The following is a 26,549-nucleotide window of genomic DNA, read 5'->3' as shown; positions in this document are numbered from 1 at the left end:
ATGAAAAAGATATATATAATTACATTATTATCATTGGCAGTATCTTCGTTTTCTCAAGGTATTGATAGTAAGCTCATTAAAGGGAATAAGCTTTATGATGAAAAGGCATATTCCGAATCTATGGCCGCTTATGAAAAAGTTGCTAGTAGTGGCTTTAAGTCCATAGAGCTATTTGAAAAATTAGGAGATGCTTATTTTTTTAATTCGGAATTCTCTGAAGCTAATAAATGGTACACAGAGCTTTTTGGTTTAATTGGCTTTATAGACCCTATTTATTATTATAGATATTCACAAACGCTGAAATCTATTGGAGATGATAAAAATGCCAATGACTATCTTTCGCAATTTTCTAAACTTAGCAATACTGATAGCAGGGCAGTGGAGTATGTTGATAATAAAAATTATTTATCCCAGATAAAGGATAATTCAGAGCGTTACGATATCAAAGATCTTGATATAAATACGGCTTATTCTGACTATGGAGTTGCAATTTATCAAGATAGGTCGATAGTATTTGCTTCGTCCCGTATCCCCGAAAATGGAAAAAGCGACAAAGATGGATGGACATTAGATAACTATAGTTCACTATATTCTGCAATGCTTTCAAAAGACGGATCTCTTGGTAATGCACAGCCTTTTGCAAGTGAATTACACACAAAATATCATGAATCTAATCCAACGTTTAGTAATGATGGTAAAGTAGTTTTTTTTACCAGAAACAGTGATAAGGCGCAGAAAGTAAATAGTATGAATGTTGTTCCTTTAAAAATTTATAAATCTACTTTTGAGAATGGGAAATGGGGTAATGTTGTTGAATTACCGTTTAATAGTGAAGATTTTAGCTGTGCTCATCCTGCATTGAGTGCTGATAATAAAATATTATATTTTACATCTAATATGCCTGGAGGATTTGGTAATAGTGATATCTATAGAGTTTCTGTAGATGTTAAAACAAATACATATGGAAAACCTGTAAATTTAGGTAAAAATATCAATACACAAGGTAAGGAGGCCTTTCCATGGATTAGTGCTGACAATAAATTGTATTTTGCATCTGATGGTCATTTAGGACTTGGAGGGCTAGATGTATTTAGAACCACTATTTTAAAAGATGATTTAAATTCTAAAGTTGAAAATATTGGTAAACCTATTAATAGTTCATTTGATGATTTTGGTTTTTTGCAATTAGATAATTCTGATTTTGGTTTTTTTACATCGAATCGAGATGGAGGCAAAGGTAAGGATGATATTTATAGTTTTACTGAAGACAGGGAATTTGCGGTTGAAATGGAGTACATGGTTGTTAGTAAAGAGACGCAAAAAGCCGTGGCACATGCAGAGATAACTATATATGATAAGAATCATACTGTTGTTGGTACTACTAAAACAGACCGTAATGGTTTATTTAAAGCCATTGTTGACAGCAGTACAAAAGGAAAAACCTATTATGTAAAAGGGATTGCGTCTGGTTATGAGAAAGAAGAAGTTGTTGTTGAAAGCAATGATATCAATTTAAAAAAAGGTACTATTTTGTTAAACCTTCCAAAAATACTCATTACTAAAGGAAGTGATATTGCTAAAATTTTAAGTATTAAGGAAATTTTGTTTGATACGGGCAAATCTAATGTTCGTGTAGATATGGAGGTAGAATTGGAGAAAGTGTTGACGGTATTGGAACAAAATCCTAATATGAAGATTGATATTCGCTCTCATACGGACAGTCGTGGATCAGCTGCTTCAAATAAACTATTATCAGATAAAAGAGCAAAGGCAACCCGATTATGGTTTATCTCTAGCGGGATAAATGCTACGAGACTTACTGCCAAAGGCTATGGTGAAGAGAGATTATTGAACAAATGTTCTGATGGAGTTAAATGTACAGAAGAAGAGCATCAAATGAATAGACGTTCAGAGTTTATTGTTCTAAATTAGAATTTTTTTATCCAAATTTTTTGGAAATTATATTTTTTTTTGTATTTGATTATTACATCAGGTGGTGGGGACTTAAAAACTATATTGAATTATAAGTATTAAGGAAGTACCGCCTGGGTAATAATATTATCATTTTTTATAAATCCCTTGTTAATATATGTTTTTCAATATTATGTATGTCGATTAAGGCCTGTTTAAGAATAGCGTTTCTTTGCGAAAATTATTTTTATAAAAAAAACTTCATAACCCTTAAGGCTAAATATATATTAAAATCTATTTAAATATTTTTTTTGGATAAATAGTGTTCGATGGATTATTAATAATTTTAATAATGTTTAATAAAAAGAATTTTTATGGAAAATTATTTGATTCTGCCTCAATACAAAACTAGTTATGATTTGTTCGTGATGATTTTTAAATTGGAAGAGTCTCTTCCGAAGAAACACAAGATCGAAGCAAGGAAAGTTTTAGATGAATCATCTGATTTATTACTGTGTATTTATGATATTAGGAAAAATGGAAGAAATATGATTAATCATACTTATTTTATAAATGGAAAATATCATTTGCGAAAGATAAGTAATTTTATTAGTGCTTCTGTTTCTCTTCGTATTTTAAACCAGGATATTGCATTTCAAATTAATCTAAAAATAGATCTTATCCTAGAAGAATTAAACCGTTATGGAAGTGAGGCTGATACTTTAGCTTTTAAAATGGAGTAATAAAGTGCATTTTATTTTAATATGTTTTGCTTGGTTGATTAAATAAAAAAAAAGATATCTGTGATTAAAATTTAGATATAGGTCATGTTTTCTATAGTTTTTAATTTCCGTTGACTATGACAGATAAGCCTTTTTTTACTATAGAAACAGTTAAAGTATTTGTTTTTGTGGGATAAATTTCCCCATCTATTTGTGCTTCTATATTTTGGACTTCTGGCATTTCTATTACGAGATTCTGAATCAAGAGATGTTTTGCTTTTTTATAATGCTCGATTTTATGTGCAAATAAATAACCTAGTAGTAGTATTCTTTGTAGCAAAGATAATTCAGGAACTATTATTAAATCCAGCCAGCCATCTTCAAGATTTGCCTTTGGGGTCAATGTTAGCTTATATCCCATCTCGTTAGTGTTTGAAATAAAAAATAAATATGGGTTTATTTGTATAGTTTCTTTGTCAAGAAAAAGAACATAATTTCTTGCCTTAAATTGTAAAATAGCCTTAAAAGCTGCAATAGCATAAGCTTTTCGCATTCTTAAAGCGGACTTTTCATATTTTTTTATAATAAGGGAATCTACTCCAATTCCCATACTACTGAAAAAATATCTATCGTTTGCTTTTCCAAGATCAATAGATATTTGATTTCCACGTTTTATTATTTCAATTGCTTTTTCTATGTCTTTAGGAATATTAAGATGCGCCGCTAATCCATTACCCGATCCCATGGGAATAATTCCCAGTATTGTCGTTGTGCCAACTAGAGATGATGCTATCTCATTAATAGTGCCATCACCACCACAGGCAATGATATAATCTGGCTTGTATCTGAGGATGTTTTGAGTAAGCAATATGGCATGTTTTTTATATTGGGTATAAGTTACTTCTAAGTTAAATTCAGCTTCTGGTAGAATTTTTTTTAGCCTTGATAAGCAAAGGGTGTTATTACCTTTTCCTGAAATTGGATTTACTATAAAGTGGATGTATATCATAATTTGAAATATGTTACTTAAAAATAAATAGTTCTGTTTTTTTGCCGGGAAATATTTTTATAAAACGTATTTAAAAAATTCCTTTACTATGTAATAATAGTAATCAGGGAAATATTCTTGGGTTAAACAATAAATTTAATTTGCTTAATAAGAATATATATTCATTTTTTAATCTGCAGGTATAAGAACAAATTTAATTTTTTTTTTGATATAAAAATGTCTATATAAGACTTATTTTTTAATTAAATCCAAAGTAATTTATGAATACTTTTTAATTTAATACTATCAGGTTTGTTAGGAAATATAACCTGATTTAAAGAATGAATGTAAAGTAGTATTTTTAAGACTTATCTATTCCATTAAAGAATCTGCCTATTTTTATTTTTGCAAATGATTTATGTTTCAGCTGTCTTTTTACAATGACAAATTTAGGATTATAGGATTAATATTTTAAAATAATTTACCATGAAAAAAATAATGATAGTAGGATATTCTTTATTTAGCTTGATTTTTACCAATTTATATGCTCAGAATACTAATAATTTAAGTAGTTGTGCAAGTGATGCCATGAATCAAAAGCTAATGAAATCAAATAGTACCTTTTCTTCAAAAATGATTCAATTTGAGGATATGGTTAAAAAAAATAATTTAATATCCCGTAATAAGGAACAAATATATGTCATTCCTGTTGTTGTACATATTATGCATAAAGGCGAAAGTTTAGGCACGGGAACCAATATAAGTGATAAGGAGGTTTTTTTTAAAATTAAGGCGATAAATGAAGAATTTCGAAAAATTATAGGATCACAGGGTGATGGAGCAGGTATTGATGTGGGTATTGAATTTGCATTGGCTGTAAGGAATCCGGATAATCAGGCAACAAATGGTATTGTGCGATATGATATGTCAGGTTATAGCAATTACGTGAATAATGGAATTAATTCTGCAAAAACTCAGGGTATGGATGATGCTGATTTGAAAAAACTTTCATTTTGGGACTCGAAACAATATTATAATATTTGGCTTGTTTCAGAAATTGATAACAATGAAGGTGAGTCAGGAGTGCAGGGTTACGCCTATTACGCTGCACAACATGGCAGTGATGTTGATGGTGCTGTTATTTTAAGCAATTCTTTTAAGAATCTTGAAAGCACTACAGAAGTTCATGAAATAGGACATGCATTTAATCTATATCATACTTTTGAAGGAGATAATAATGGTTTAGACTGCCCATCTGGTAATGGGGACTTTTGTAATGATACTGCGCCGCATAAAAGAGGTATAAATGATTGTAGTATTATTGGGAATAATATTTGTGATGCTAATTCATCAAATGTTTTTTTTATTAATAATTATATGAGTTATTCCTATAGTAGTTGCAGAAATATGTTTACAAAAGACCAAAAGAATCGCATTATAACGACATTAACTACAATACGAAAATCATTTTTGGAATCGGAAGGAAACAAAAGTTTTTTGCCGGTAAGTTTACCGCTAGCTGATTTTACAGCATCATCGCAATTAATTAATAGTGGTGATAAAATTACTTTCTTTAATTTTTCAAATGGAATTCCCAATTCCTATTTAAGTGATACTCCTTGGTTGGGGAATACTTTTGAATGGGAGTTTACAAATGGGACAACTACTCTTACCAGTGATGTCCAAAATCCTGAGGTTACATTTATGGAAGCCGGAAATTACCAGGTTACATTAAAAGTTACAAATGTTTTGGGATCAGGTAGTAAAAAGGAATATAAGTATATTCAGGTAGCAAACGCGACAATACAACCAAGTGTGCCTATATCTGTAAATTCTGGTAATTTTGGTTATACAATTCATCAGATTCGTTTTAAGGATATCGATAATGTAACCGATCCTTTTTTGAATATTGCTTATACAGATTTTAGTACTTTGCACAAAACAGCTGTAAAGGCTGGTGGGAGCTATAATCTTGAAGTAACCACTCATGCGGGGAATTCTGGTGGTAATCCTGAATATCATGCTGTTTATATCGATTATAATAATGATGGTGTATTTCAGGAAACGGAAAGAATAGCAGAAGGTAAGACACTTTCTAATCAGTATGGTCAATTCATCGAATCGATCATTATCCCTGAAAATACCGTTCCTAATAAATTATTAAGAATGAGGGTAGCGGGAAATGGCAAATCGCCGATAGATAATGATATAATAAATTGCAGAGTCAAATATTGGGCAGGAGATGTAGAAGATTATGGTGTATACGTAATTGATTCAGAAATTGCACCTGTAGCAGATTTTACAGCCTCTGCAAGTGTAATTCTTAAAGGAGAAAGCATTTCTTTTAGTGATAACTCAAGTAATTTACCAACTGCATGGCTATGGAAAATTTATAAAAATGATATCCTTGCCTTTAGTGCGAAAGAACAAAACCCAATTTTTACTTTTAGAGAATCTGGAATTTATAAAGTAGAACTAACTGTAGGTAATAGTGGTGGTACTGATACAAAATATATTAATGGGATGATATTGGTTAACGACCCTTTATTATCAACCCAGGATGATGATAAAATAACCTTTGTATATTATCCAAATCCGGTACTTAATACCTTATACATTCGTAATGATTTAGAAAAAATAAAAAAGGTAGAAATGTATAACCTCTCAGGAGAATTGGTTTTAATCCAAACATACAATAGTGATACAGTTAATGTTGATTTTTCAGAATTAGAAAAGGGTATTTATTTTATTTATTGTTATCAGGATAATTCTGAATTAAATTTTAAGATTATCAAGAATTAAAAAAAAATGGAAAGTATTGAAAAGCGATCAATTTTATAGATATTTTGTAATTAATTCAAGTTGCTAGTTTAGAGGTAATAAAAAAACAAAGCACAGGTTCAGTAAATTTGTTTTGCGAACCAATAAACCTTACCCATGCTTTGTAAAGACAAAATTATATCAATTTTTTGTTTAATAGACGATATTTTACAAGGAATTAATCATCCGGAAGATGTAAGAAGACATGTAAGTGATAGCGAAATTATCCTGACTGCAATTGTTTCTTCGACAAGTTTTTATGGTAATCACTGCTCAGCCATTAAGTTTATGAAAGAATATGGATTTATTCCAAAGATGCTTGATAAGAGCAGGTTCAACAGACGTTTACATAAAGTTGGCAGACTTCTATATGAATTATTTGAGACCATAAGTTCCTATTTTAAAGATTTCTGTTGTGAGATGCAATACATTATAGATTCATTTCCCGTAGCAGTTTGTAAAAACATGAGGATTACAAACTCTAAGATTCTTAAAGGCAAAAAGTACAGAGGCTATACAGCAAGTATGAGAAACTATTTTTATGGGGTAAAAGTTCAGTTATTGACAACTAAAAATGGAATACCTATAGCGTTTCATTTCACTCCAGGTAAAACAGCTGACATAAAAGCTTTAGGAAAAATGATAGATAAGCTGCCTGCTGAAGCATCGATTTATGGAGATAGTGCTTATACTGATTACGGTTTAGAAGATTTTGCCCTAATGGAAAAATGTGTTTTATTAAAAATTCAAAGAAAGTCAAATGCTAAACGAACAGATACAATAGAGCAAAAAAAAGAAAAGTTAAAAATGAGAAAAAGAGTAGAAACAACAATAAGCGACATAAAAAAAATGTTTCCAAGAACTATACATGCAGTAACATTAGAAGGTTTTTTGATAAAACTGACATTGTTTGTATTTGGACTCCAGTTAAATAAAGCAATCAACTAGCAACTTGAATTAATTAATAAAATTTAATTTTTTTAAGAGGTTTATCTTAAGAATAAAAAAAGAGTAGAAAATCATCATTTTCTACTCTTTTAGTGTAATTTAATTTTAATGTCCTTGTTGAATATCTCACTACTTAATTGTTTTTGAGAATAAAAAATTTAAGGATTATTTCGGGAGATTCGCCATAGTTATTTAAGATAATTATGGCGAATTTTTAATTTCTTTTTTTTTGAAATCTTCACATGGTTTATGTTGAAAGACCTTAAAATATTGAAACGTAAAATAACATACCTTTGAATAATTCAATAGTTGAGCTATCTCTGTTAATGAAGTAAAGTCTTTGCTTGTCAGGAGCTTGTTTGAAAAGATCATTTTTTCTTTGATAAAATATTTATTTGGTGAAGTATTATGTATTTTAGTAAAAGTCAATTTATATTTAGTGGGTGACATTCCTGCCATTTTTGATAATAAAAGTATGGAAGGAAAGGGACCGTATAAATTTTCTGCAAGATAATTTGTTGTTTTATTGATTGCTTCGATATCCGATTTAATGATTTCATTGTTAATTTGTGTTTTATTCTTATGAGTATTTATAAAATTTGCAAATACTTTTAAAGTAATGCCTTTCAAAAAGGAACTGTAAGAAATATCAAATACTGATTTATTGCGTAATGAATAAATAAGTATTTTGGTCTCACTATCAATAAAGCTGTTAAAAGAATGATTTTTTTCAATAGCTTTGAATATGTCTTCATTTTTGAGATGTAAATTCAAAAAATCTTTGTCAACGGTTAATCTTAAACCGAAGGTTCGTTCATTAACTACGGGAATAAATGTATTAGGGAATTGACTGTCTATAACGGTTAATTGTATATCTCCCTTGTTTCCAATATCATGTGTTATATTGTCAATAATTAATTTGTTATGTTTATTACTTATGTCATACTGCAAAACGTATAAGTTCTGATGAGAAGGATACCTGTTAATGGTAATACCAGTTGTGAAAACCATGTCTAACAAATGTACAGATAAGGCGGGAAGTACCTGTGTGAAATAGATTGTACCATCTCCTAGTTTTTCAGGTACAATTGTAATTTCATTATTGATATGTCTTGCATTGGTCTGCTGTATTACTTCATTCTGCCATTCAGGTGTTAGTGAATAGTGATGATTAATTATTATCATATCTTTGTATTTGCTTAATAAATGTTTTAGGAGATATTCCAAAAAAGCATTTAAACATTGAACAAAAATGAGAATTATTGATATTAAGTTGTTCTGATATTTGAGTAACAGACAAGCGATTCTCTTCAAGTAATTCTTTGGCCTTTATAAGTTTATTGGTTATGAAAAAATTACCGGGTGTATCATTATTTATTCTTTTAAATAACCTTATAAATTTTGATTTTGACATATTTGCTTTTTCTGCAATTACTTCATTACCAGGATAAGGAATTTTAAAATTTTCTACCAGAAATTTCTGTGTTGAAATAATCTGGAATAAGTCGATTTCATTTATTTCTTCTAAAATTTCATTTTCTTCGCTTAACTTTTTTAAATAATCGTTAATTAATAAGTTTACGGTTCCACTTAGGTTTAGATCAAATAGAATTCCATTAGTGTTAATTTTACTTAATTTATCAAGAGCATGCATGCTTTCGACATTCATACGATGCGTCCTGATATTTGTGTTCCTGCAGGAGTTCATTATCAACTCTTTCTTATGCTGATTATGGTATTCTTTAAAATACGCGATAATAAGTTCTTTTTTTATAAATATGGATAACGCTAATGTTCTACTTCCCGATTTTACCTCATATTGGCTTCTTAAAGCGCTGTCTATAATAATCATATTATGAAGCCAGCGCCCTATATTACAAGAAAAAGTATCTGTATTAATTTTTATTTCACCTTCTGTAAGATTATAATATAATCCAATAAAATCATGCATTTTATTTTCTTGGATAAAAGTGAAATCGGATTGATAAGTAACATCAACATAGTAGGCGACAATACCGGGTTCACATTCTAAAAAATAGCGCTCTCCGGTACTAATATTTTCAGGCAGTACAATATGATTGCCTTCTATTGTACCTCCAAATTGGTTTGTAAAGTTCTTTATCCACTCAAGGTCGGCACCAAAGTGATGAGTAATTTTTTTCATAGGTCATGTTTTTTTGGATGATTGTAAGGTAAATGTAATTAATAATTTAATCGGGGATATGCCTCTGGAGATTGCTGTAGTGTGAATTGAAAAGTATTTATTTTTTTTTGTTTGAGAAAATTTTAATTATTTTTTTTATTTAACTTTTGTTTAACTTTTCATTAATCTGTTTACTTACAGGTGTTTGTGTTTTTTTTTGTGATGACTGACCCACCTACTTTTTTTGTTTTTACGAAGTGTTTATCTTGTTAAAATTATTGTGTGGTAAAGTAGAATCGTCTATTAGAAATAATGTATTACGATATAAATATGACTTTTAACGGTTAGTAAAAAACTCAAAGCAATCAACTTATATAGGAAATTACTTGTTTTTCTTAGATGAATAACTAATGTTCTTTGCTAAAGGGATTATTATATGAGAAAAAAGAGCAGATCTATTCTTAACTTTCTCTGAAATAATTACATAGAAAATAAATAACATTTCAATATTTTTAAGACCTATTTGTCCCCCTTAATTGAAATTGTGTTATTTATTTTTGTATAGATAAATTTAAATTCTTTTGAGGGGATATTATAAGTAAGAGGATATTCTCCAGTATTAAATTCTCTAAAATTATAATTTGAGGGAACGATAAAAAAAAATAGAAAATGGATCTAATTACTACAGTAGAAAAGATGTTACAAAAAGAGGTCTCAGAAGAAGAAGCCAAGGATTTTGCCTTAAACCGATATGGCGAATTGTGTGCTTATATAAGAAGCGAAATTTGTAGAAATATACAATTTGAAATTGAAATAAAAAAACAAGCACACAGAAAAAGATTGCTGGAAGATTACCAGATGTGGGTACATAATAATAAAGATGATGGAAATGAGCCGGCTAGTGATGTAGATATTCTTTATTAATTGGCTGTGTTTGGTCTTATTGTATTAGAGTATAAATTTGTCTTTACAAAATTATCATAGATACCTCTTTCGCTGAAATGAAATAATAATAAGGTGAGACAGGATCAATAGGACGAAGAAATACAAGGATAGGTTTTTTTTACATTTGAGCAATATATTTGATTATCAAAAGCTTCATTTTTTACAAAACAAACCCTTAGTTTTGCGATTCAATTTAAATATATAATATAATATGAAAGGTTTATTAGCAAAAATTAGCGCCAAAATTGACACATTTGTAACTGATTCGGAATTGCATTTAGAAAAAGGAAATAAAAGTGCAGGTATAAGAGCTCGTAAAGCATCTTTGGAATTGAGTAAGCTTTTCAAGGATTATAGAAAAGCTTCTGTGGAAGAATCAAAAAAATAATTTTGATTTCTAATTTTTAAACTCAAGAAAACCTTATTTTATTAAATAAGGTTTTTTTTTACTTTCGAAATACGTGTAAGTTAAGAGATGGCTGCTTTTCATTTTTAATGCAGTAATAGATTTTTGTTTTGACCTGAAAGCCAAACACAATTAGTTTTTTCGGGTTTAATAATTTTGAAATATTTTTCTATGTATCCATCCGCCTGTAATGGCCCCAAGGATTGGTGCGGCCCAAAATAACCAAAGCTGTGATAGTGGTTCTCCTCCAACTAATAATGCCTGAGATAATGATCGGGCAGGATTTACAGAAGTGTTTGTAATAGGGATACTTATTAGATGAATTAAAGTTAATGCCAGTCCTATTGAGATTCCAGCAAATTTTTTGTTCGCAACTTTATTACCTGTCCCTAAGATAATTATTATAAAAAACAGAGTTAATATAAATTCTGATATAAATGCTGCCCGTAATGAGTAACCTCCGGGAGAAAATGCCCCGAAACCATTAGTGGCAAAAACGCCAGCCTTGGTATTGTCTATAACAAAACCTGTTTTTTCTATAGCTACTGCATATAAAGTTATAGCTGCAGTGAAAGCACCAATGCATTGTGCTATAATATATGGTAACAAATCTTTTGCTGGAAATTTGCCGCCTGCCCATAGGCCAAAAGACACTGCAGGATTAAAATGTGCTCCCGATATATGACTAAGGGCATATATCATGGTCAAAAGGCTTAAGCCAAACGCAAGGGATACTCCTGTAAATCCAATGCCATAGTTGGGAATTTGGGCTGCAAAAATTGCACTGCCACAACCGCCAAAGACAAGCCAAAAAGTTCCAAAAAATTCTGCAAATAGTTTTTTCATAAAAGTGATGATTTAAATTAAGTTATTTGTTGTTGCGTGCGTGAGAAATGGTAAAGTATTATACTTTTTTGGATTACTCCCGGAAGAAAACTTGCTTATTTGTTTTTATAAATTATTGATCTTTTTTGTATTGAAAAAGAGGTAAGTAAAGTTATTTGTTGTAATTTGTCGATATGACAAAATTGCGACTCTTATGGTAATTTTAATAGGGTGAGGCCCTATAAATATAAGAAAAATGCAAAAGTCAGGGGTGAATTTTTTTTCAAGTAATTCATGTGGATTAAGCTGTATCTAAAGATGCTGTAATTTCATAAATAGATAATGAAAAGGCAAAAATTGTTTTTTTTAAGGTGGGAGTGAATAGGTAGTGGTTAACTGGAGTTAGATTAAGAATGGATGTTCTAGTATATGAAGCATTAACCGATTGTCATCATTTATACTTTCTTCCAATGAAACTATAGTTTCTGTTTTAAAAACATTATCAATGGCATTAATTTTAAAAATAATATCTTGAAGATGTGATGTATTTCTTGCGTTAATTTTGCAAAAAACACTAAATTTTCCCAATATGACCGAGGCTGTTGTAATATAGGGAATTTTTATCATGCTGGTTAATACAGAGTTGATATTCGAAGTTTTATTAATATATATACCAACATAAGCGATCTGAAAGTAATCAAATTTCTTATAATCAACGCTCAATTCGAATCCAAGAATTATTCCAGTATCTTCCATTTTCTTAATTCGTTGGTTTACCGTTCCACAAGTAAATGATATTCCTTGTGCAATTTCTGTGTATGGAATTCTGGGATTGTCTACTAAAGACTTTAAAATTAGTTGGTCTGGTTCATCAAGATTAAATTTCATTGTATTGTTATGAATTGTTTTTTGCTATGATTTTAGAATTTACTCGTAAAGAAAGGGTATGCTTTTTTAGATAGACCAAATTAGACAGGCAAAAGTAGCTATACTTTAATAATCTCTTTGTTATAAAAAGACATAAAAATAAGTACATCATTTATAATTTTATTTGGGTATCCGAGAGCGGATTCCTGTATAAGGGACTTATTTTTAGTTACTTGAACATTGTGATAAGGTCGGATTGTTTAAAGGTGTATTTATCAGATGCAGAGAAAGAGAATATAAAAAGGACGAATTAGCGTTGAAAGTTATCAGTTGTATTAGAAAAAACGAATGTAAAAAAGAATTTATTTTAATGTTTTTATGTCTTTATTGTAACTATTGGACATTTGTATCTTCTTTATCTTTGTATGACAATTCATTTATAGAAATGCGTTGTGCCGTTTTAAGGTTTGTAGAGTTTTGAAATTTTTGTAGGTGATAAGACAAAGCAATAAATACATGGGGCACCTTAGAATAACTTTTTTAATTATCTTAAAAAGATGCTCAGCTTTGAGCATCTTTTTTTTTATTCATTACTTATTATGATAATGTGTTTCAATAAGAAACATTTTTGGAGCAATTGGGTAATTTGATTTTTCAAATTAAATATTTCTTCATTTCAAATAAGTATGTGACAGTAATTGACAAAGCTAATGTCAATTGTTTTATTTTTTTGCAATGAATTTTTTACGGATACCTAAATAGATCTTTTTGCAATTTATATAATTGGTCCTTTTACTATTAGGTTTTTATTTCAAAATAATGATATTTTAATTTTGTCAGGCTATTTATTGAAATGTATTTAGCCAGATATTACTCTATAGTGTGGTGATAAAAATATAAATACACATACCTTCATTTTGTATTTGTTACTTTATATGACTGTACAAAAAAACTATTACAATATTTATAAGACCTATTAAATCTGCTGCTGTTATTAATTTCTCTTTTTTTTGTATCTCGGTTAAATTGTTTGATAATCAAAGTTAGAGAACGTTATTTTGACTGGTTTAACATATAAAAATATTTTAAATGAAAAGTTTATTTTTAATACTTGTATTTCTTTTTTGTGAAATAGTATTCTCTCAAAACGGCTTGCGGTTTTCAGAAAAAGAATTTTTTACCGCAAGTATTTCAATTAGTCCTGTTGCTTCTATTAAGGAAGAGGGGGCAGATTTCGTGGGTGAAATAGAATATTCAGGGTTTGTTTATACAAAGGCTGGTTTTGAATCTTTTTCTGCATTATATGGTGGGTATTGGGATGTACATGGAGCTATAGGAATGAGTTTGACTTCTGGGCTATTTGAGAAAACAAGATTTTACAGTGGCATTCGATTAGCACGTGTAGGACGGGGGCATGAAGGAGCATGGCGTCCGATGTTTGGGCTTGAAGGAGGTGTTGAACTCAATTTAACGGATAATTTTTTTGTTGGAATAAGGGTAACTTATGACAAGAGAGATGATCAGGAAATTTTTGGATTATCACGTGAGATGAAAGCAAGTGGTTTTTTTAGATTTGGTTACAAGTGGTATTATAAAAATTATTGAATAAAGTTGAGTAATAGGTTTATTTTTTTATAATAAAATGGATTTAACTAGAACAGGGCTCCCAAAGAGATCCATTCGGCTTTAAGCGTTATGTCATTATTAGTATTATTGTGTTTGAGTGTAAAAGTTGTCATCTTACTTAAATAAGATTTTTTTTCTTAATCGCAGGATTTATTATCAAATGATAGTGATACCAACAGTTTTAAAAAATGTATCTATGCTTGTTTTTGTATTATAGGTCAGACTTAAGTTAATTAATCCAACTGAAGGATTTTCTCTTAAATGGTAACCTGAAAATAAGATTGTGTATAAAATGAAATTAGTTATCATAGATTGTTTTTAATTATGTTGATTTAGAGTCCTTTATATCATAAGAGCTTTTTGCTTAATTGCTGTGCAAGGATATGACAGGGAGGTTTATTTCCAGATAAAAATTTGTATTTTTGTTTTATATATAGATCCACTAAAAATAGCTCCTAAGACCGGTGCTATCCAAAATAGCCAAATTTGGGAAAGTGAATCTTCGCAAACGGACAATGTCTGGGGAAAAGATTTCGATAGATTTGGTGACGAGTTGGTAATGGGGATACAGATCAATAGTGTTATGGTTAGTATAAGACCGGTGGAGACTGTTGTGAATTTTCTTTCTGCATATTTGTCAGTGGTGACCAGCAGTATTATCAAAAAAATACCGTCAGTAAAAAAACTGCAATAAATATATCTTTTGTTGAGTAGCCTTGAGGAGGGATGAAGATTCCGAACCCGTTGAAGGCAAAATTTTTGGTTTTGTCATAGGCGATCGAGTATATTGTTTCTGCGGCAATATAAGTACCAAGAAACTGGGCGAGGATATAAAGCAATAAATTTTTAGTAGGGAATTTATTGCTTGCCCATAATCCAAATGAAATCGCGGGATTAAAATGTCCTCCGGAAATATCACTTAAGGCATAAATTGTGCTCAAAACACTAAAGAGGAGTCCTGTGATCACCCAGATAATTGTTGGGTCTACATCAGGAATGCCTATGGCAAAAAGAAGGGCGTTAGAATTGTCGAAAGCCAGCCAGTGTGTTCTTAAAAATTCTGGATTGTGAATTTTAGTTGTGAAAAAAATGTTATTATATCCACTATATAATAACCAAAAATCTCCTGATATTTTTATTTTCGGGATTTCAGCGGCAAAATACGCGCCACCACAGCAACAAAAAACAAGTAAAAAGGTTCCTAAAAATTCGGCTAACAATTTTTTCATTATCTGGGTATTTATTATCCGATCTCTCTTGGATGGATTTAAAATTTATAACTATATGGCTAATCGTAGTTTTTGTATCAAAACGGTCTTTTGTAGAGGTGAAAAATCAAATATATTACGATTAATTTTGAGTAAATGATTCTCGAGATTTTAGGTTTGAAAAAATACTTTTTCACTGGGGACGGAGGAATTGAATTTATTTTTAATTGTTGGTTGGTGTGTTAATTTTAGTGTTTTAAGGTAATGTTATCGCATTAAGATGATGTAAATGATCGCCGAACATTAAAGTTTTTTTTAAGTGATTTAAATTATTGGATAAGTTTTGCGATATTTTTTTTGCGATTAAAAAAATGATAAAAAAACGATCAGTTTATGTGTTTTTTGTTAAAATTCAAATGGAATGATTTTGTATGTTTCAAGTGCTGATTCGTATATTTATTTGGGAACACAAAAGATACATTTTTTAAATTGTGAGGTAAATATCATCAAACCTTATTTATTTAAGGGTTTGAATAAGTCATATAAATAAGGCAATAATGTTTTTGTATAATTTCGAATTGTATATTGTTGGATTTTAGTAATGCCTCAAAATTGGAATCTTTTTGAACTAAAGATTTGTACTGCGGATTTAAAATTGTTAAGTTTTAATAGATATTTTAAACAGTAATTTTTTAAATAAAAAGAACTTATTATACTTCTTTTATGTCTCATTGCTCAGTTTTTCCCTACGTACTTACTATACCTTTGTATTGATTTTAATTTGCAAAACCTTTTAATGTAAGATTAAAAATTAGAAAAAGATGAAGAAAAAAATTTTGGTTTGTGATAATAAAAGGGCTTTTTTGAAAATGTTTAAAAAAAAACTTTGTAATGAGCCGGAGTTTTTTCAAACCACTTTTTTGTGTGATACACAAGATGAGTTTGATTTCTTGATTTTGGTTGTTTATAATAAATTTGAATTATTAGATTTTTTAAGATTATATAAAATCGAATCAAATACAATAATTTGTGTGTTCAATGAAAAATTATATTCAAACTTAGCATTTTTGGAAAATATCAATGATTTATTTTTGTTAAATGCATCAAAAAAAAGGTCTGATATTATCAAAGATTTAAAACTGTATTTTAGACGTAGTTCTTATTGTGAGAATCAATTAACAAATTCTCAATTACCAAGTCCATGTATCCAGAAACAATTTAACGAATCTCTTTATAGTTTGATAATCGATTAGTAAAATTAAATCGGAAGTTTTTTTAGCAGGGCAAGGATGTTAAATAAAATTGGTTTTCACAAGATAAAATAATTAAAAAAGTTATTAGGTTTTAATATTCATATCTAGTTAGTAAAATGTAAATTAGGTATCTTTTAGGTGAGAATAAAGGTGAGGCTAAATTTAATTGTAAATAAGATTCTTGTTTTTGGTTAGTGATTTAACTTTGTCTCAGAAAATGTTTTTAGAGATATTCAGTTACATTGAGATTAGTCAAATATTTTACAGTGAGATGGTAAAAGTATGTGAAGTTAAACAATGTGGTTTTGCATTAGGTTTAGCAAAAAAAAAGTAGAAGGAATTGATAGGAAAGAAAGCTTTATTGTAGTATTTGAATATAACAATACTGATAATGAGTGTTTTTTTTGTGAAAAAGAGTTCTGCTTATATAATTTCGGTAGAGTGTGTATTACAGAGTTTAAAACGAAAAAAAAATGCTTTTGCTTGATTATAATAATAAACAAAGAAGAAAAATAATTTATTTTTTTCAGGGCTTTTGATGGGTGCGGATTTGGTTTTACTATATGATCAGTTTTGAAGAAATACCTTATTATCATAAATTTAGGGCTTAATTATAAAAGTTTAAAATATCATCGTATTTATTTTTGCATAATATTAATAAAAATAATAAAAATAATATTATGAAAAATTATATTTTAAGTTCTCTTTTGGTTTTGGGAGTTTATTCGGTGAAAGCGCAAGATGTCGTTGCATCTGTAAATGGTAAAAAAATAACCCTCCCAACTGGTGGTGTACAGCCTTTAATTACAGGTTCTGCAAAGACAATAGATACAGAGCAGTTGACAGCAGGAAAAGTAGTGGTAACTGATGCAAGTGGTGATATTACAGAATCTTCAGTGACAACAACAACTTTAGATTTTTTAGATGCGACATCGAGTGTTCAGGGACAGCTTGATGCAAAAGGTATTGGTTCGGTTACTTTGGTTTCTGCCACGGTCAATACCTTGGGTTCTGATGTAGCTGTGGCAGTGGCTACCGATACGACCACTCCAGCCATAACTATAAGTTTGCCAAATGCATCTGCTACGACAAGAGGTGTAATTTCTGCTGCTGACTGGAATACTTTTAATGATAAAGGAAATTCTTTTACAGAGATTGTTGATCAATTTACAGTTGCTTCTGCTGGTCAAACGGTATTCACATTAACAGCAACACCATCTACTAGTTCTGTGTTAGTTATGATTTGTAATGGTGTTGAACTTGCTAATGGTTCTGTTACTTTTGCGGGTACTGATGCTACTTATGTTCCTGGTTCTAATGGTAATTATTCTTTAGTTATCGGTGATGTAATCAAGTTTAGGTATATCAAATAATATAGTAATTTATTTTGTAATTGAAAATCAATAATTCTAAATTGTTTGGTTATAAAATCTAGTTTGGAATAAGATAAAAAAAGCAGCGACAAGAAGATTCTTGTGGTTGTTTTTTTTTGTTTTAGTTTATAAGAACTGTGAGGTTTTCACGTATCTTATCGTTGCTGTGATTTTTTAAATTAGTAAGCACTTGAGATTAAAGAGCGTTCAAGAAACTAAAGTTGTTATTGTTTTGTACTCTTTTTTAATCGGATAAAAATAGTTTTAATTATTTATTCAGTTTGCTCTAGAATATCCAATTTATATCGGTCAAATATTGGCTTTTTTTACTGAAAGTATGTCTTTTTTTTATTTTTATGTTTGAGTCTTTTTTTAATTTTCAGGCATAAAAATAAATAGAGTGAAAATAATATATCTTGCAAATAGTGAAGTGAATAAGGTTAAAAAAAGATATTTTTTTTTATTAGTCTGTTATGGAAGCCTTTTTTCTTGCTGCACGAGTTTGGTTACAAAATATAAAATTACAGATAAAGAGAAAAACAATTATTATGTTAATACGTATGATGTGAGGGGTGATAGTATCTATTTTTCTGAACTTAAAAGAAATAAAGAAAGTAAGGGGTTTTATAAGTTTTCTGTAAATGAAGTAAAGATTGAAAAATGAACATTTAATTAATAAAAGAGGTACTTAAAGAACGATTTTAAGTACCTCATGTCCAGAATAAGCTATCTTCCAAATATGCTTATACAAATATCGTTAAGTATAATTTGAGCGAGGTGCTAAATGAGACATATAAATGTAGTAATGATTTTTTTTACAGTAATTCTAAGCAAGTAAAAAGCTCATTAGATATTTATATGTCTTTAGTAGACTTTTAAATTTTAATCTTTAATATAGTTTTACAGAACAAATTCTGTAAGTCTAAAATAAATAATTTTAAGTATTATGAAAATGAAAAATGTACAAAGAGAAGAAATTCAGAGAGAAAATTGGGTGGCCAGGTTGTTGTGGTTTGGTTTTGGGTTTATTACTTCATTTTTTGTCTTTCATCTGTTTTTAATGTGATTATGTAATTTAAAAAGTTACGATTTCATGGTAGGATGCTTTTTGTGTATCCTGTTTTGTTTAAAATATCTTATTGTCACAGTCCGGGTAATAATGAAGAAGAGAGCCTATTGTTTTTTGATGCTTTAATCATTTTTTAGAATTGGGATAGGGTATCATGCCTGTCAATTTTTCAGAAGGACAATGAAGGAATTTTAGAGCAAGAAGACGTGTGATTTCCAAGGCTGGGCACTTTTGATAAAAGTATCAATATTATTGTGAAGATGCTTTTTTTGCCTTATATGTTTTTTTTTTTAATCAGTCCGAAGGAGGGGAGTGTCGGCTGATCGCCGATGGTATTGTGGTAAAAATTCAATATTAGGTTTATTGGTTTTTTTTACCTAGAATTATCTTTTGAGCTGGTTGGAAGGCTTGTATGTTTTAAAAAAAATACTGTTTTAGTATTGCTAAAAGATAGTAATCGGATGTGTGTATATTCTATAAAATATCTATTTAATAAGCTTTGCCTTTAAAGTAATAATTGCCTAGTTCTGTCTATTGTTGATAAATAGACTTAATTTTGGTTCTTGTTTTTTATCATTTTGTCCTAATATGTCTAATTGTTTTTCTAAACAATACTTTCTCGTCTATAAGCGAAGCATCAAAAAATTCTAAAATATAATCCTTATTAAAAAGTACTAATTTTTCCGATAATTCAGAGTTTCCAAGTGTGTTTGTAAGTCGATATTTGTAAGAAGCTGTATATCCTAAAATGTTAGAAGATTTTAAATATTTTGATATCTCTTTATTGTCTAGGTTGGTTTCTTCTATTATAGCTTTGCAGGAACTAATTTGATCATTGCATTGTTTGGCAAAATCATCAAATTCATGTTGATTTTGTTTGGGCTTAAAAACTTTTTTTTTCAAAGCCAATTGTGTTTGGTTTATTAATGATTCATTTTCTTTGATATAAGTGTCATTTTCTTCTTTTAACCTTTGGGCTATGTTTCCAATTGTTATCGTGTCAATTATAGTTAAGTGGATTGATTCGCAATTCTTTGGTGCTTCTGCGTTTGTTTCTAAATATGTCTTAATTTCGGAATCTATTTTACTTTCTTTTGAGCAGGAGATTAAAATAGATCCTAAGATCAATTTTGATATTATTTTTTTCATTTTATTGTTTGTTGTTTAGAAAATTGAAAAGTGTGATAAAATAATTCTCTTCTTCAGGTTTTAAAGAGGTTGTGTAGCTTTCGCCACTTCTACCATTTTTATATCTTATTTTTTTTATCTTTTTTGCTGATAATATTTTTACATTTTCACTATCATAAAAAAAAGCGGCTGATCCATCACAATTGTAGGTACTAAAAGATTTTAAGGTTAAAGTTGTGTTGTCTTCAAAGGAAAATATTACGGTTCCTTTTTCGTCACAATTTCCTATGTTATAAGTTGCTATTTGAAAGTAGTCCAATTTTTTTTTAATGTTTAGGTGCGGTACTATCGAGAATCCAGTAGTGTGTTCTTTATTAAGGAATCTTAAGTTTTTATTTAGCTTGTACGCTATCCATCCACCTTTATTGTCTGTAATAAGATCTATTTTTAATGGCGATTTTTTGGAATCATTTTGTGCATTACAAATCGAATAGATAAAAATCACGAACACTAGGAAAATCTTCTTCATTTGTTTTAATTTTAATTGATTGATATTTTTATAGTCTTGCTTTAGTGCATAAAAAAACGCTCAAATTATAATTACATATAATTCAAGTGCTTTTACCCAAGTTTCTATCAAATTACCTAAATAGAGTACAAATTTCGATATTGTTTATTTAAAAATGATGTGTAGTAAGTCTAATAAATACAACAATAAAGTATTTTTGATGGTTTTTTTAATATTTTATTGTTAAGTTTTTTTTACTAGTTATTTATCAGTATGGGGTCACTGTCTCATTTTTAATCTATACCTTTTAAGGACGATATGAAAAGGATTAAGTTTTTTGTGTAAATTCAAGAAAGCTACTGTTGTTCAGGTGGTTGTTTTTTTTTGCAAATTATTTTGTACTTTCATGGTGTGAAATATCATTTATCTTTTATTTTTAGATAGAAATCAGAGTCCGAAATTATTTTTTTCCCCGTTTTTTACTGTTTTCCAATATTTTTAAGATGCCCGTGTTTAAGCAAGTGATTTTATATTTTTTATAAAGGACCAATATGCTTTCTGAATTGTTTACCTGATCCAAATCTTATAGAAAGCATAGATAATATCTCCAATAGCTACTGTTGCTATTATAAAAGACAATAGATATCCTAACGCGCGAATTGACTTTAAAACCAATGTATTTTTAAATCCTGTCTTCATTTTTAATATTGTTAAAATCATATATTTTATTCTGGTTTGTTAAATAATATAAGCTTTTAAAAACAGTATCCTTACCTGTTATTTTAAAAGCCAAAACAAGAAAGTAATTTTTCTCTCTCATTTTGTAATAATTTAATCCTAAGGTGTCTATTTGTTTGTAAACCCCTTTGATATGATGGTTTGATTTAGTTGTTTGAAAACGCATTTCGTTTTTAGAAAGTCTCTTAAAAGCAGCATCATACGCATCTTTTCCCAAGATTGGTGTAACTTTATAATTTAATGAATTCAATTCGTTATGTGAAATACCTAATGATTTTAAATGGTTTTTTACAATTTCTAGTTTGGTATTGTCGTTAGAGCATGAAATGAAATAAAATACTAGAACCAATCCGAAGATTTTTTTTTGCATTTTTTATTGATTATTAATTAATATTTATTTTTATAGTATAGCTCCATATAGAAGAAGAGTTCAAAGTGAGAATAGAATAATGATAAGGCTTTGAAAGTCATTAGTTAAATGAATGAGCAAATTTATTTAACAAGCATTAAATACGGGTGTTAAATAAGTCTAATAAAGATGATCATAGATCATTTTATTGATGGTTTGAAAATTGGAATTAGAAAATTATTTAACAGTATAATATCTTTTGAAAATTTGTTGTTCTTTCATTGATAGATGATTTTTTTATCTTGATATTATTTGCAATAGTAACAGTTTGAAGAGTCAAAGAAAGTTAGAAAGTGCAAGAAAGATTAAATTTTTCCTTTTTTGTTAACCTGGAGTTGTCTAGGTTTTAGGATAAAAAATGAAAACAGGTAAGATATTGTAAAAAGATTGAGTCTTAAGTTATATTTTTAAGGCTTATTGAATAATAGTACTAGAGTAATAAATGTCACCTTTGTAGAGGCAAGTGGTATTGCTTTATTGAATTTGTTTTTAGAGGTGCTTATTATAGAAATTATAAAGTAGCACCTCTTTTGGTTATTGTGATTCATTTTTTAAAAACATAAGGACTTTTAAATACATGGTTAAGCTGATGAAAAAAGGTCTTTACAGATTGTGAATTTACCCGTCAGACTTAATTGTTTCTACTTTTTTAAAAACTATATTTTTCATTAAAATTATTTTATTGCTATTTACAATTATAGCATTGATATTATAGAATCTAAGTATTTGCTTGAAAAAAAAGGAAAAGAAGTGCTTAATTTGGTAAGAAATAGAGTTTTAAGACTGTGAAGTTAATGGAATTGGCCAAGATTTAGTTTTTCTAGTTAACCATTAATGAAGTAGGTTGTGAATAAATCCCAATGTTTTGTTTTAAAGGCTTATTGTATTCGGATTATAATATTTAGATGCATTATTTTTGTCAGCAACATATTGATTTAAATATGTTGTAAATAATTTTAATTAATTTTATAAATGAAAACTATTAAATTCTATCCTTTTTTTACTTTTCAATCTTGTGCTTTTACAATTTTAGGAATTTTTTTCTTGTTTACAAGCTGCTCGGGTGACGATGATACTAAACTTACGGACAAGAGTCCGATTATTGAAACACCTAAAGATCCTCAACTGCCGCCTGTAACCAATTTAACTGTTGAAAAATCAAATACTTTTACTGTTTTAAAAGTATCTGATTCTGATTTCAAATACTGGAACAGTAACTCAATTAATAATAAATTAACAAATGATAAACTAAAAGATTTATGTAAAACACAAATCTTTCCAGTTTTGAAAGATGATTTCGATTTTATTGTCTTTGTGATGAATAATAAGGATCTGCCATCGAATATGCCCTATGGTGAATTTGCTTTTGTAAAAAATGATACCAAAGGTATTGGGCTTAGCCTTTTTAATGATACATCAAAATTTGGTTCAAAAGGTAAATTACAGGGGGTTTATTTTTTGTATAAAAACAATATTGATAATGGTCCTATTTTGCATGAAATGATGCATCGCTGGGCCAATTGGATTGTTCCGCAAAATTACCCTAGTCATTGGGATAACGGAACAGGGATTTTAAGTAGTGTCGCTAACAACTTCTCCGAGATAGAACTTTATCTTATGGGAGCTATTCCGGCTTCAGAAATTAAAGATAAGGCCAGCTTGGGTATTTATAATGACAGTCGCTATACTGATAAAGTTAGAATTCCAAACAGTGCTCAGGCACAGAAAAAGTTTAATTCTTTAATAGTCGTAGTGAGTCCATCAGTGCTGACTGAAACGGAAAACGCAAATTTTAAAAAGAAAATTGAAAATATTACTCGTACCGGTACAACGGTTCCTTATAAAGGATTCCAAAATATATGGGAAAAAACAAAGGGGTTAGTTACATTAACTATAGGAGATTTAGATTCACATAAAATCTAGTGAATTTATTATTGACCTTACGGATGTGATTTGAATATTTCTTTTAAAGATTATTTAAATTCACCACGAGAGTGTTAAGTTTTGGATTGAAAGGGTGTGTTGGGATCATGCCCTTTTCAGTTCAAAAATATATTATTCCAAGAAAGAGAATCTATTGTCAGGTTTATGGTATTCTAAAAGAACTTATTTGTAAATTAATTTCATTGTTGGGTTTGTGAAAAATTATTTTTAAATTTAAAATCCAATTTAAGGCCATTTCTAAATCAAATAGGCTTTCTATTTTTGAGTTTAATAATATCCTAATAGCTCTTTTAATCTTATTAGTGAGATAGTAAAAGAATCTTAACTCCTATGGGTAGAATTATCATTGCTTATTTCATACCATTATCAAATTTTTAAAAAAAATACCAATTAGTTTTTTGATTCCTTATGATTCTGCTTAATTTATAATTAAGTTTTATGATGAAATTAATGATTTTATTTTCGTTTCGATCATTGGGATAATCTAAAATCAAGTATTGATTTTACAAGAAATTTAAAGTATCGTCCAAAGAAAAACCACTTAAAAAAAGTAATTTGAAAATTGAATGATTGAACAAATGGAGATAAAATTCTAATCCGAACATTTTAATATTTTGACAGATTATCTGGATTCGGGTTCCAAAACATTTCGTACCAAAATAAAATAGAATAAAAAATGGGAAGAAGTTGTAGAAGTTAGAGAGTCACTTTAAAAGTTGAATAGAGGATCCTTATATAGCTCTTTTGATTGAATAATATAGCGAAAAAAATATGAATAAAATTGTATTATTAGGCGGAATTATAATTTTAGGGTCTTGTACGGCTCTAAAAAAGGAGAAATTAAAGCTAAGAGAGCTTAATAATATTGAGTTAAAAGATTGTGATGATTGTTCTGAACGGGAATCCATCTTGCCTTACAAGGTTCGGGAATTTATAAAGTATTTTTTTGAAGTGGACATTTAGTAAAAAGAAGTGCGACAAGGAATTGTTTTTGGTTTAAACGATTGTAAATCAGTGCTAATTAAAATAAATATTGAATTTTTGTAGTTGTTAAATGATTATATGCGGATTATGACAGCTGGATAATTTTGAAGTATTGTTTTCAGGTTCAATTTTTCATTTTTAATTTATGCAGTCTTAGTTACATTTTTTTTATCAGGATGAAAAGTTCTTTTCAGGCCAAATTTTAAAATACATTATTTGAAAGAGCTTTGAAATTTTCATTGTCGGTTTCTCAAAAAAATGACTAATAAATTATTGCTGTTTTTAAAATAGCCATATTTAGTATCGAGCTTTAAATTATTCTTTGAAATGTTAAAGATATGTTGTTCTAAAGGTAAATAGGTATTTCTTTTGCCATCGATTTTTTTGATTTAAAAAGTGTCTCATTTTTGTATTAATATGACTCAATATAGGTATAAAAAAGATAAATTGTACTTGCTTTGCATTTTGGAACTTACTACTGAAAAAAAATATAAACCCTGGAAATGAGATAGAAAACTACATTATTTATTTGTTTTAACCGGATTTTTAATTTCTTGTGTTAATACTTTAAAGCCCAAGGTTAAATCTATTAAAATTACATACGATTGAGCACAAAACTATATATGCAGAATCTGAAACTGTCGATTCATTAAAAAACACTTCCATCAGTATCTTACTGCTTTCTCGTGATGTTTTTTATTTTCTTCCTGAATTGCTGCTTAAAACAATGTTATTTATTTTGCTCAGAATTGCCAAGATACTATTAAAGATTATTATAGATTCAACCCCATAAAGCAAAAGTGAAAAAGCTATTGGATAAAAATGTCACACAGAAATTTGATTTTCACTAATATCTCGTAGACTAAGCAACAAAATATACAATTTATCATTGCTTTACTTGAATCAAATTTTCCAAAGAAATTATATGAAAAAGAAATCAAATCGTTGTCAGATCGATCGCAGAGTAGGAGAAAACAAGAAAAAATAGCTCAGCCAGAAAATAAGAGATCAAGTTCAAAAGTTTTTTTTGAATGCTATTTTTGGGATTGTTTCTTATCGGAGTATTTTAAATAAAATGGGGAATTATATAAGGGCAATAGGTTAATAGTAATGCGAGATATTCTTCCTGCTCAGTGCAATTGTTTTTTTATAGACTCATTTTATCCTGTAAAATATAAATAAATATTTTTTTTAAAGCTTTTAATTAAACTAATTGAGTAAAAAAGCATGTTCGTATATGTATCCTTAATTATTTTTTATTCGAAAGACTCAGCGTCAATGATCTTTAGCTAGTTAAACAATAAACATACAATAAACTATTTTACTTAATTAATTCAAGTTGCTAGTTTAGAGGTAATAAAAAAACAAAGCACAGGTTCAGTAAATTTGTTTTGCGAACCAATAAACCTTACCCATGCTTTGTAAAGACAAAATTATATCAATTTTTTGTTTAATAGATGATATTTTACAAGGAATTAATCATCCCGAAGATGTAAGAAGACATGTAAGTGACAGCGAAATTATCCTGACGGCAATTGTTTCTTCAACAAGCTTTTATGGCAATCACTGCTCAGCCATTAAGTTTATGAAAGAATATGGATTTATTCCAAAGATGCTTGATAAGAGCAGATTCAACAGGCGTTTACATAAAGTTGGCAGACTTCTATATGAATTATTTGAGATCATAAGTTCCTATTTTAAAGATTTCTGTTGTGAGATGTAATACATTATAGA

The 26,549-nt window shown here is 28.8% G+C and carries 18 protein-coding genes and 1 pseudogene; 10 read left to right on the top strand and 9 right to left on the bottom strand.

Translation table 11 applies throughout. From position 1 onward, the window contains the following. Together CLU81_RS02790 and CLU81_RS02785 are read left to right on the top strand one after the other, a co-directional pair. Positions 1-1,932 (top strand): OmpA family protein, encoded by a 1,932-nt coding sequence (locus tag CLU81_RS02790; protein ID WP_099708435.1) that lies wholly within the window; start codon positions 1-3, stop codon positions 1,930-1,932. A 353-nt stretch (positions 1,933-2,285) separates the two neighbouring features. Next, positions 2,286-2,654, top strand: a complete 369-nt coding sequence (locus tag CLU81_RS02785) for a hypothetical protein (RefSeq protein ID WP_099708434.1) — start codon at positions 2,286-2,288, stop codon at positions 2,652-2,654. Positions 2,655-2,754: 100 nt separating this feature from the next. Here CLU81_RS02785 and CLU81_RS02780 read toward each other — a convergent pair whose 3' ends face one another. Continuing rightward, positions 2,755-3,642: a diacylglycerol kinase family protein gene (locus CLU81_RS02780; protein ID WP_099708433.1), complete on the bottom strand. Its 888-nt coding sequence runs from the start codon at positions 3,640-3,642 to the stop codon at positions 2,755-2,757. 465 nt (positions 3,643-4,107) lie between these two features. Here CLU81_RS02780 and CLU81_RS02775 point away from each other — a divergent pair, with 465 nt between their 5' ends. Then, a complete protein-coding gene (locus CLU81_RS02775; RefSeq protein ID WP_099708432.1) occupies positions 4,108-6,423 on the top strand; it encodes a M43 family zinc metalloprotease in 2,316 nt (771 codons plus the stop codon). A 135-nt stretch (positions 6,424-6,558) separates the two neighbouring features. Continuing rightward, entirely contained in the window at positions 6,559-7,389 is an 831-nt protein-coding gene (locus CLU81_RS02770) for an IS982 family transposase (RefSeq protein WP_099708431.1), read from the top strand. Between the two features lie 201 nt (positions 7,390-7,590). On the opposite strand, the gene CLU81_RS02765 is transcribed toward CLU81_RS02770, so the two are convergent. Together CLU81_RS02765 and CLU81_RS02760 are read right to left on the bottom strand one after the other, a co-directional pair. Further along, positions 7,591-8,574 carry an AraC family transcriptional regulator gene (locus CLU81_RS02765; RefSeq protein ID WP_099708430.1) on the bottom strand — a complete coding sequence of 328 codons (984 nt, stop codon included), beginning with the start codon at positions 8,572-8,574 and terminating at the stop codon, positions 7,591-7,593. Beyond that, positions 8,561-9,553: an AraC family transcriptional regulator gene (locus tag CLU81_RS02760; protein WP_099708429.1), complete on the bottom strand. Its 993-nt coding sequence runs from the start codon at positions 9,551-9,553 to the stop codon at positions 8,561-8,563. Before CLU81_RS02760 ends, CLU81_RS02765 begins: the two co-directional genes overlap by 14 nt. Before the next feature lie 648 nt (positions 9,554-10,201). On the opposite strand from CLU81_RS02760, the gene CLU81_RS02755 reads away from it, so the two are divergent. Together CLU81_RS02755 and CLU81_RS02750 are read left to right on the top strand one after the other, a co-directional pair. Beyond that, on the top strand, positions 10,202-10,456 hold the full coding sequence (locus CLU81_RS02755) for a hypothetical protein (RefSeq protein ID WP_099708428.1): 255 nt from the start codon (positions 10,202-10,204) through the stop codon (positions 10,454-10,456). 232 nt (positions 10,457-10,688) lie between these two features. After that, the gene (locus CLU81_RS02750; protein ID WP_099708427.1) at positions 10,689-10,865 is read left to right on the top strand and encodes a histone H1; all 177 of its coding nucleotides are present in this window, start codon (positions 10,689-10,691) and stop codon (positions 10,863-10,865) included. A gap of 165 nt (positions 10,866-11,030) precedes the next feature. On the opposite strand, the gene aqpZ is transcribed toward CLU81_RS02750, so the two are convergent. Both aqpZ and CLU81_RS02740 read right to left on the bottom strand, forming a co-directional pair. Further along, the gene (aqpZ, locus tag CLU81_RS02745) at positions 11,031-11,729 is read right to left on the bottom strand and encodes an aquaporin Z (RefSeq protein ID WP_099708426.1); all 699 of its coding nucleotides are present in this window, start codon (positions 11,727-11,729) and stop codon (positions 11,031-11,033) included. Positions 11,730-12,110: 381 nt separating this feature from the next. Then, a complete protein-coding gene (locus CLU81_RS02740) occupies positions 12,111-12,596 on the bottom strand; it encodes an Lrp/AsnC family transcriptional regulator (RefSeq protein ID WP_099708425.1) in 486 nt (161 codons plus the stop codon). A 1,068-nt stretch (positions 12,597-13,664) separates the two neighbouring features. Between CLU81_RS02740 and CLU81_RS02735 the strand changes: the two genes are divergently transcribed. Then, positions 13,665-14,180, top strand: a complete 516-nt coding sequence (locus tag CLU81_RS02735; protein WP_099708424.1) for a hypothetical protein — start codon at positions 13,665-13,667, stop codon at positions 14,178-14,180. Positions 14,181-14,597: 417 nt separating this feature from the next. Here the strand turns inward: CLU81_RS02735 and CLU81_RS02725 are convergent. After that, positions 14,598-15,430: pseudogene (locus tag CLU81_RS02725) on the bottom strand (aquaporin). An 800-nt stretch (positions 15,431-16,230) separates the two neighbouring features. On the opposite strand from CLU81_RS02725, the gene CLU81_RS02720 reads away from it, so the two are divergent. Together CLU81_RS02720 and CLU81_RS02710 are read left to right on the top strand one after the other, a co-directional pair. Next, positions 16,231-16,662 (top strand): hypothetical protein, encoded by a 432-nt coding sequence (locus tag CLU81_RS02720; RefSeq protein WP_099708421.1) that lies wholly within the window; start codon positions 16,231-16,233, stop codon positions 16,660-16,662. Between the two features lie 680 nt (positions 16,663-17,342). After that, the gene (locus tag CLU81_RS02710; protein ID WP_099708419.1) at positions 17,343-18,035 is read left to right on the top strand and encodes a hypothetical protein; all 693 of its coding nucleotides are present in this window, start codon (positions 17,343-17,345) and stop codon (positions 18,033-18,035) included. Positions 18,036-19,677: 1,642 nt separating this feature from the next. Here CLU81_RS02710 and CLU81_RS02700 read toward each other — a convergent pair. From CLU81_RS02700 to CLU81_RS02690, 3 genes are all read right to left on the bottom strand, one after another. Next, entirely contained in the window at positions 19,678-20,253 is a 576-nt protein-coding gene (locus CLU81_RS02700; RefSeq protein ID WP_099708417.1) for a hypothetical protein, read from the bottom strand. Between the two features lies 1 nt (position 20,254). Then, the gene (locus tag CLU81_RS02695; protein ID WP_144444461.1) at positions 20,255-20,761 is read right to left on the bottom strand and encodes a hypothetical protein; all 507 of its coding nucleotides are present in this window, start codon (positions 20,759-20,761) and stop codon (positions 20,255-20,257) included. A 661-nt stretch (positions 20,762-21,422) separates the two neighbouring features. Next, positions 21,423-21,848 carry a hypothetical protein gene (locus CLU81_RS02690; protein WP_099708415.1) on the bottom strand — a complete coding sequence of 142 codons (426 nt, stop codon included), beginning with the start codon at positions 21,846-21,848 and terminating at the stop codon, positions 21,423-21,425. Between the two features lie 1,011 nt (positions 21,849-22,859). Here CLU81_RS02690 and CLU81_RS02685 point away from each other — a divergent pair. Beyond that, the gene (locus CLU81_RS02685; protein WP_099708414.1) at positions 22,860-23,810 is read left to right on the top strand and encodes a hypothetical protein; all 951 of its coding nucleotides are present in this window, start codon (positions 22,860-22,862) and stop codon (positions 23,808-23,810) included. Positions 23,811-26,549 lie beyond the last annotated feature (2,739 nt).

Source organism: Flavobacterium sp. 9 (assembly GCF_002754195.1).
GTDB lineage: Bacteria > Bacteroidota > Bacteroidia > Flavobacteriales > Flavobacteriaceae > Flavobacterium.
The sequence above is the reverse complement of the archived record's forward strand: the minus strand, read 5'-3'. Positions and strand labels throughout refer to the sequence as shown.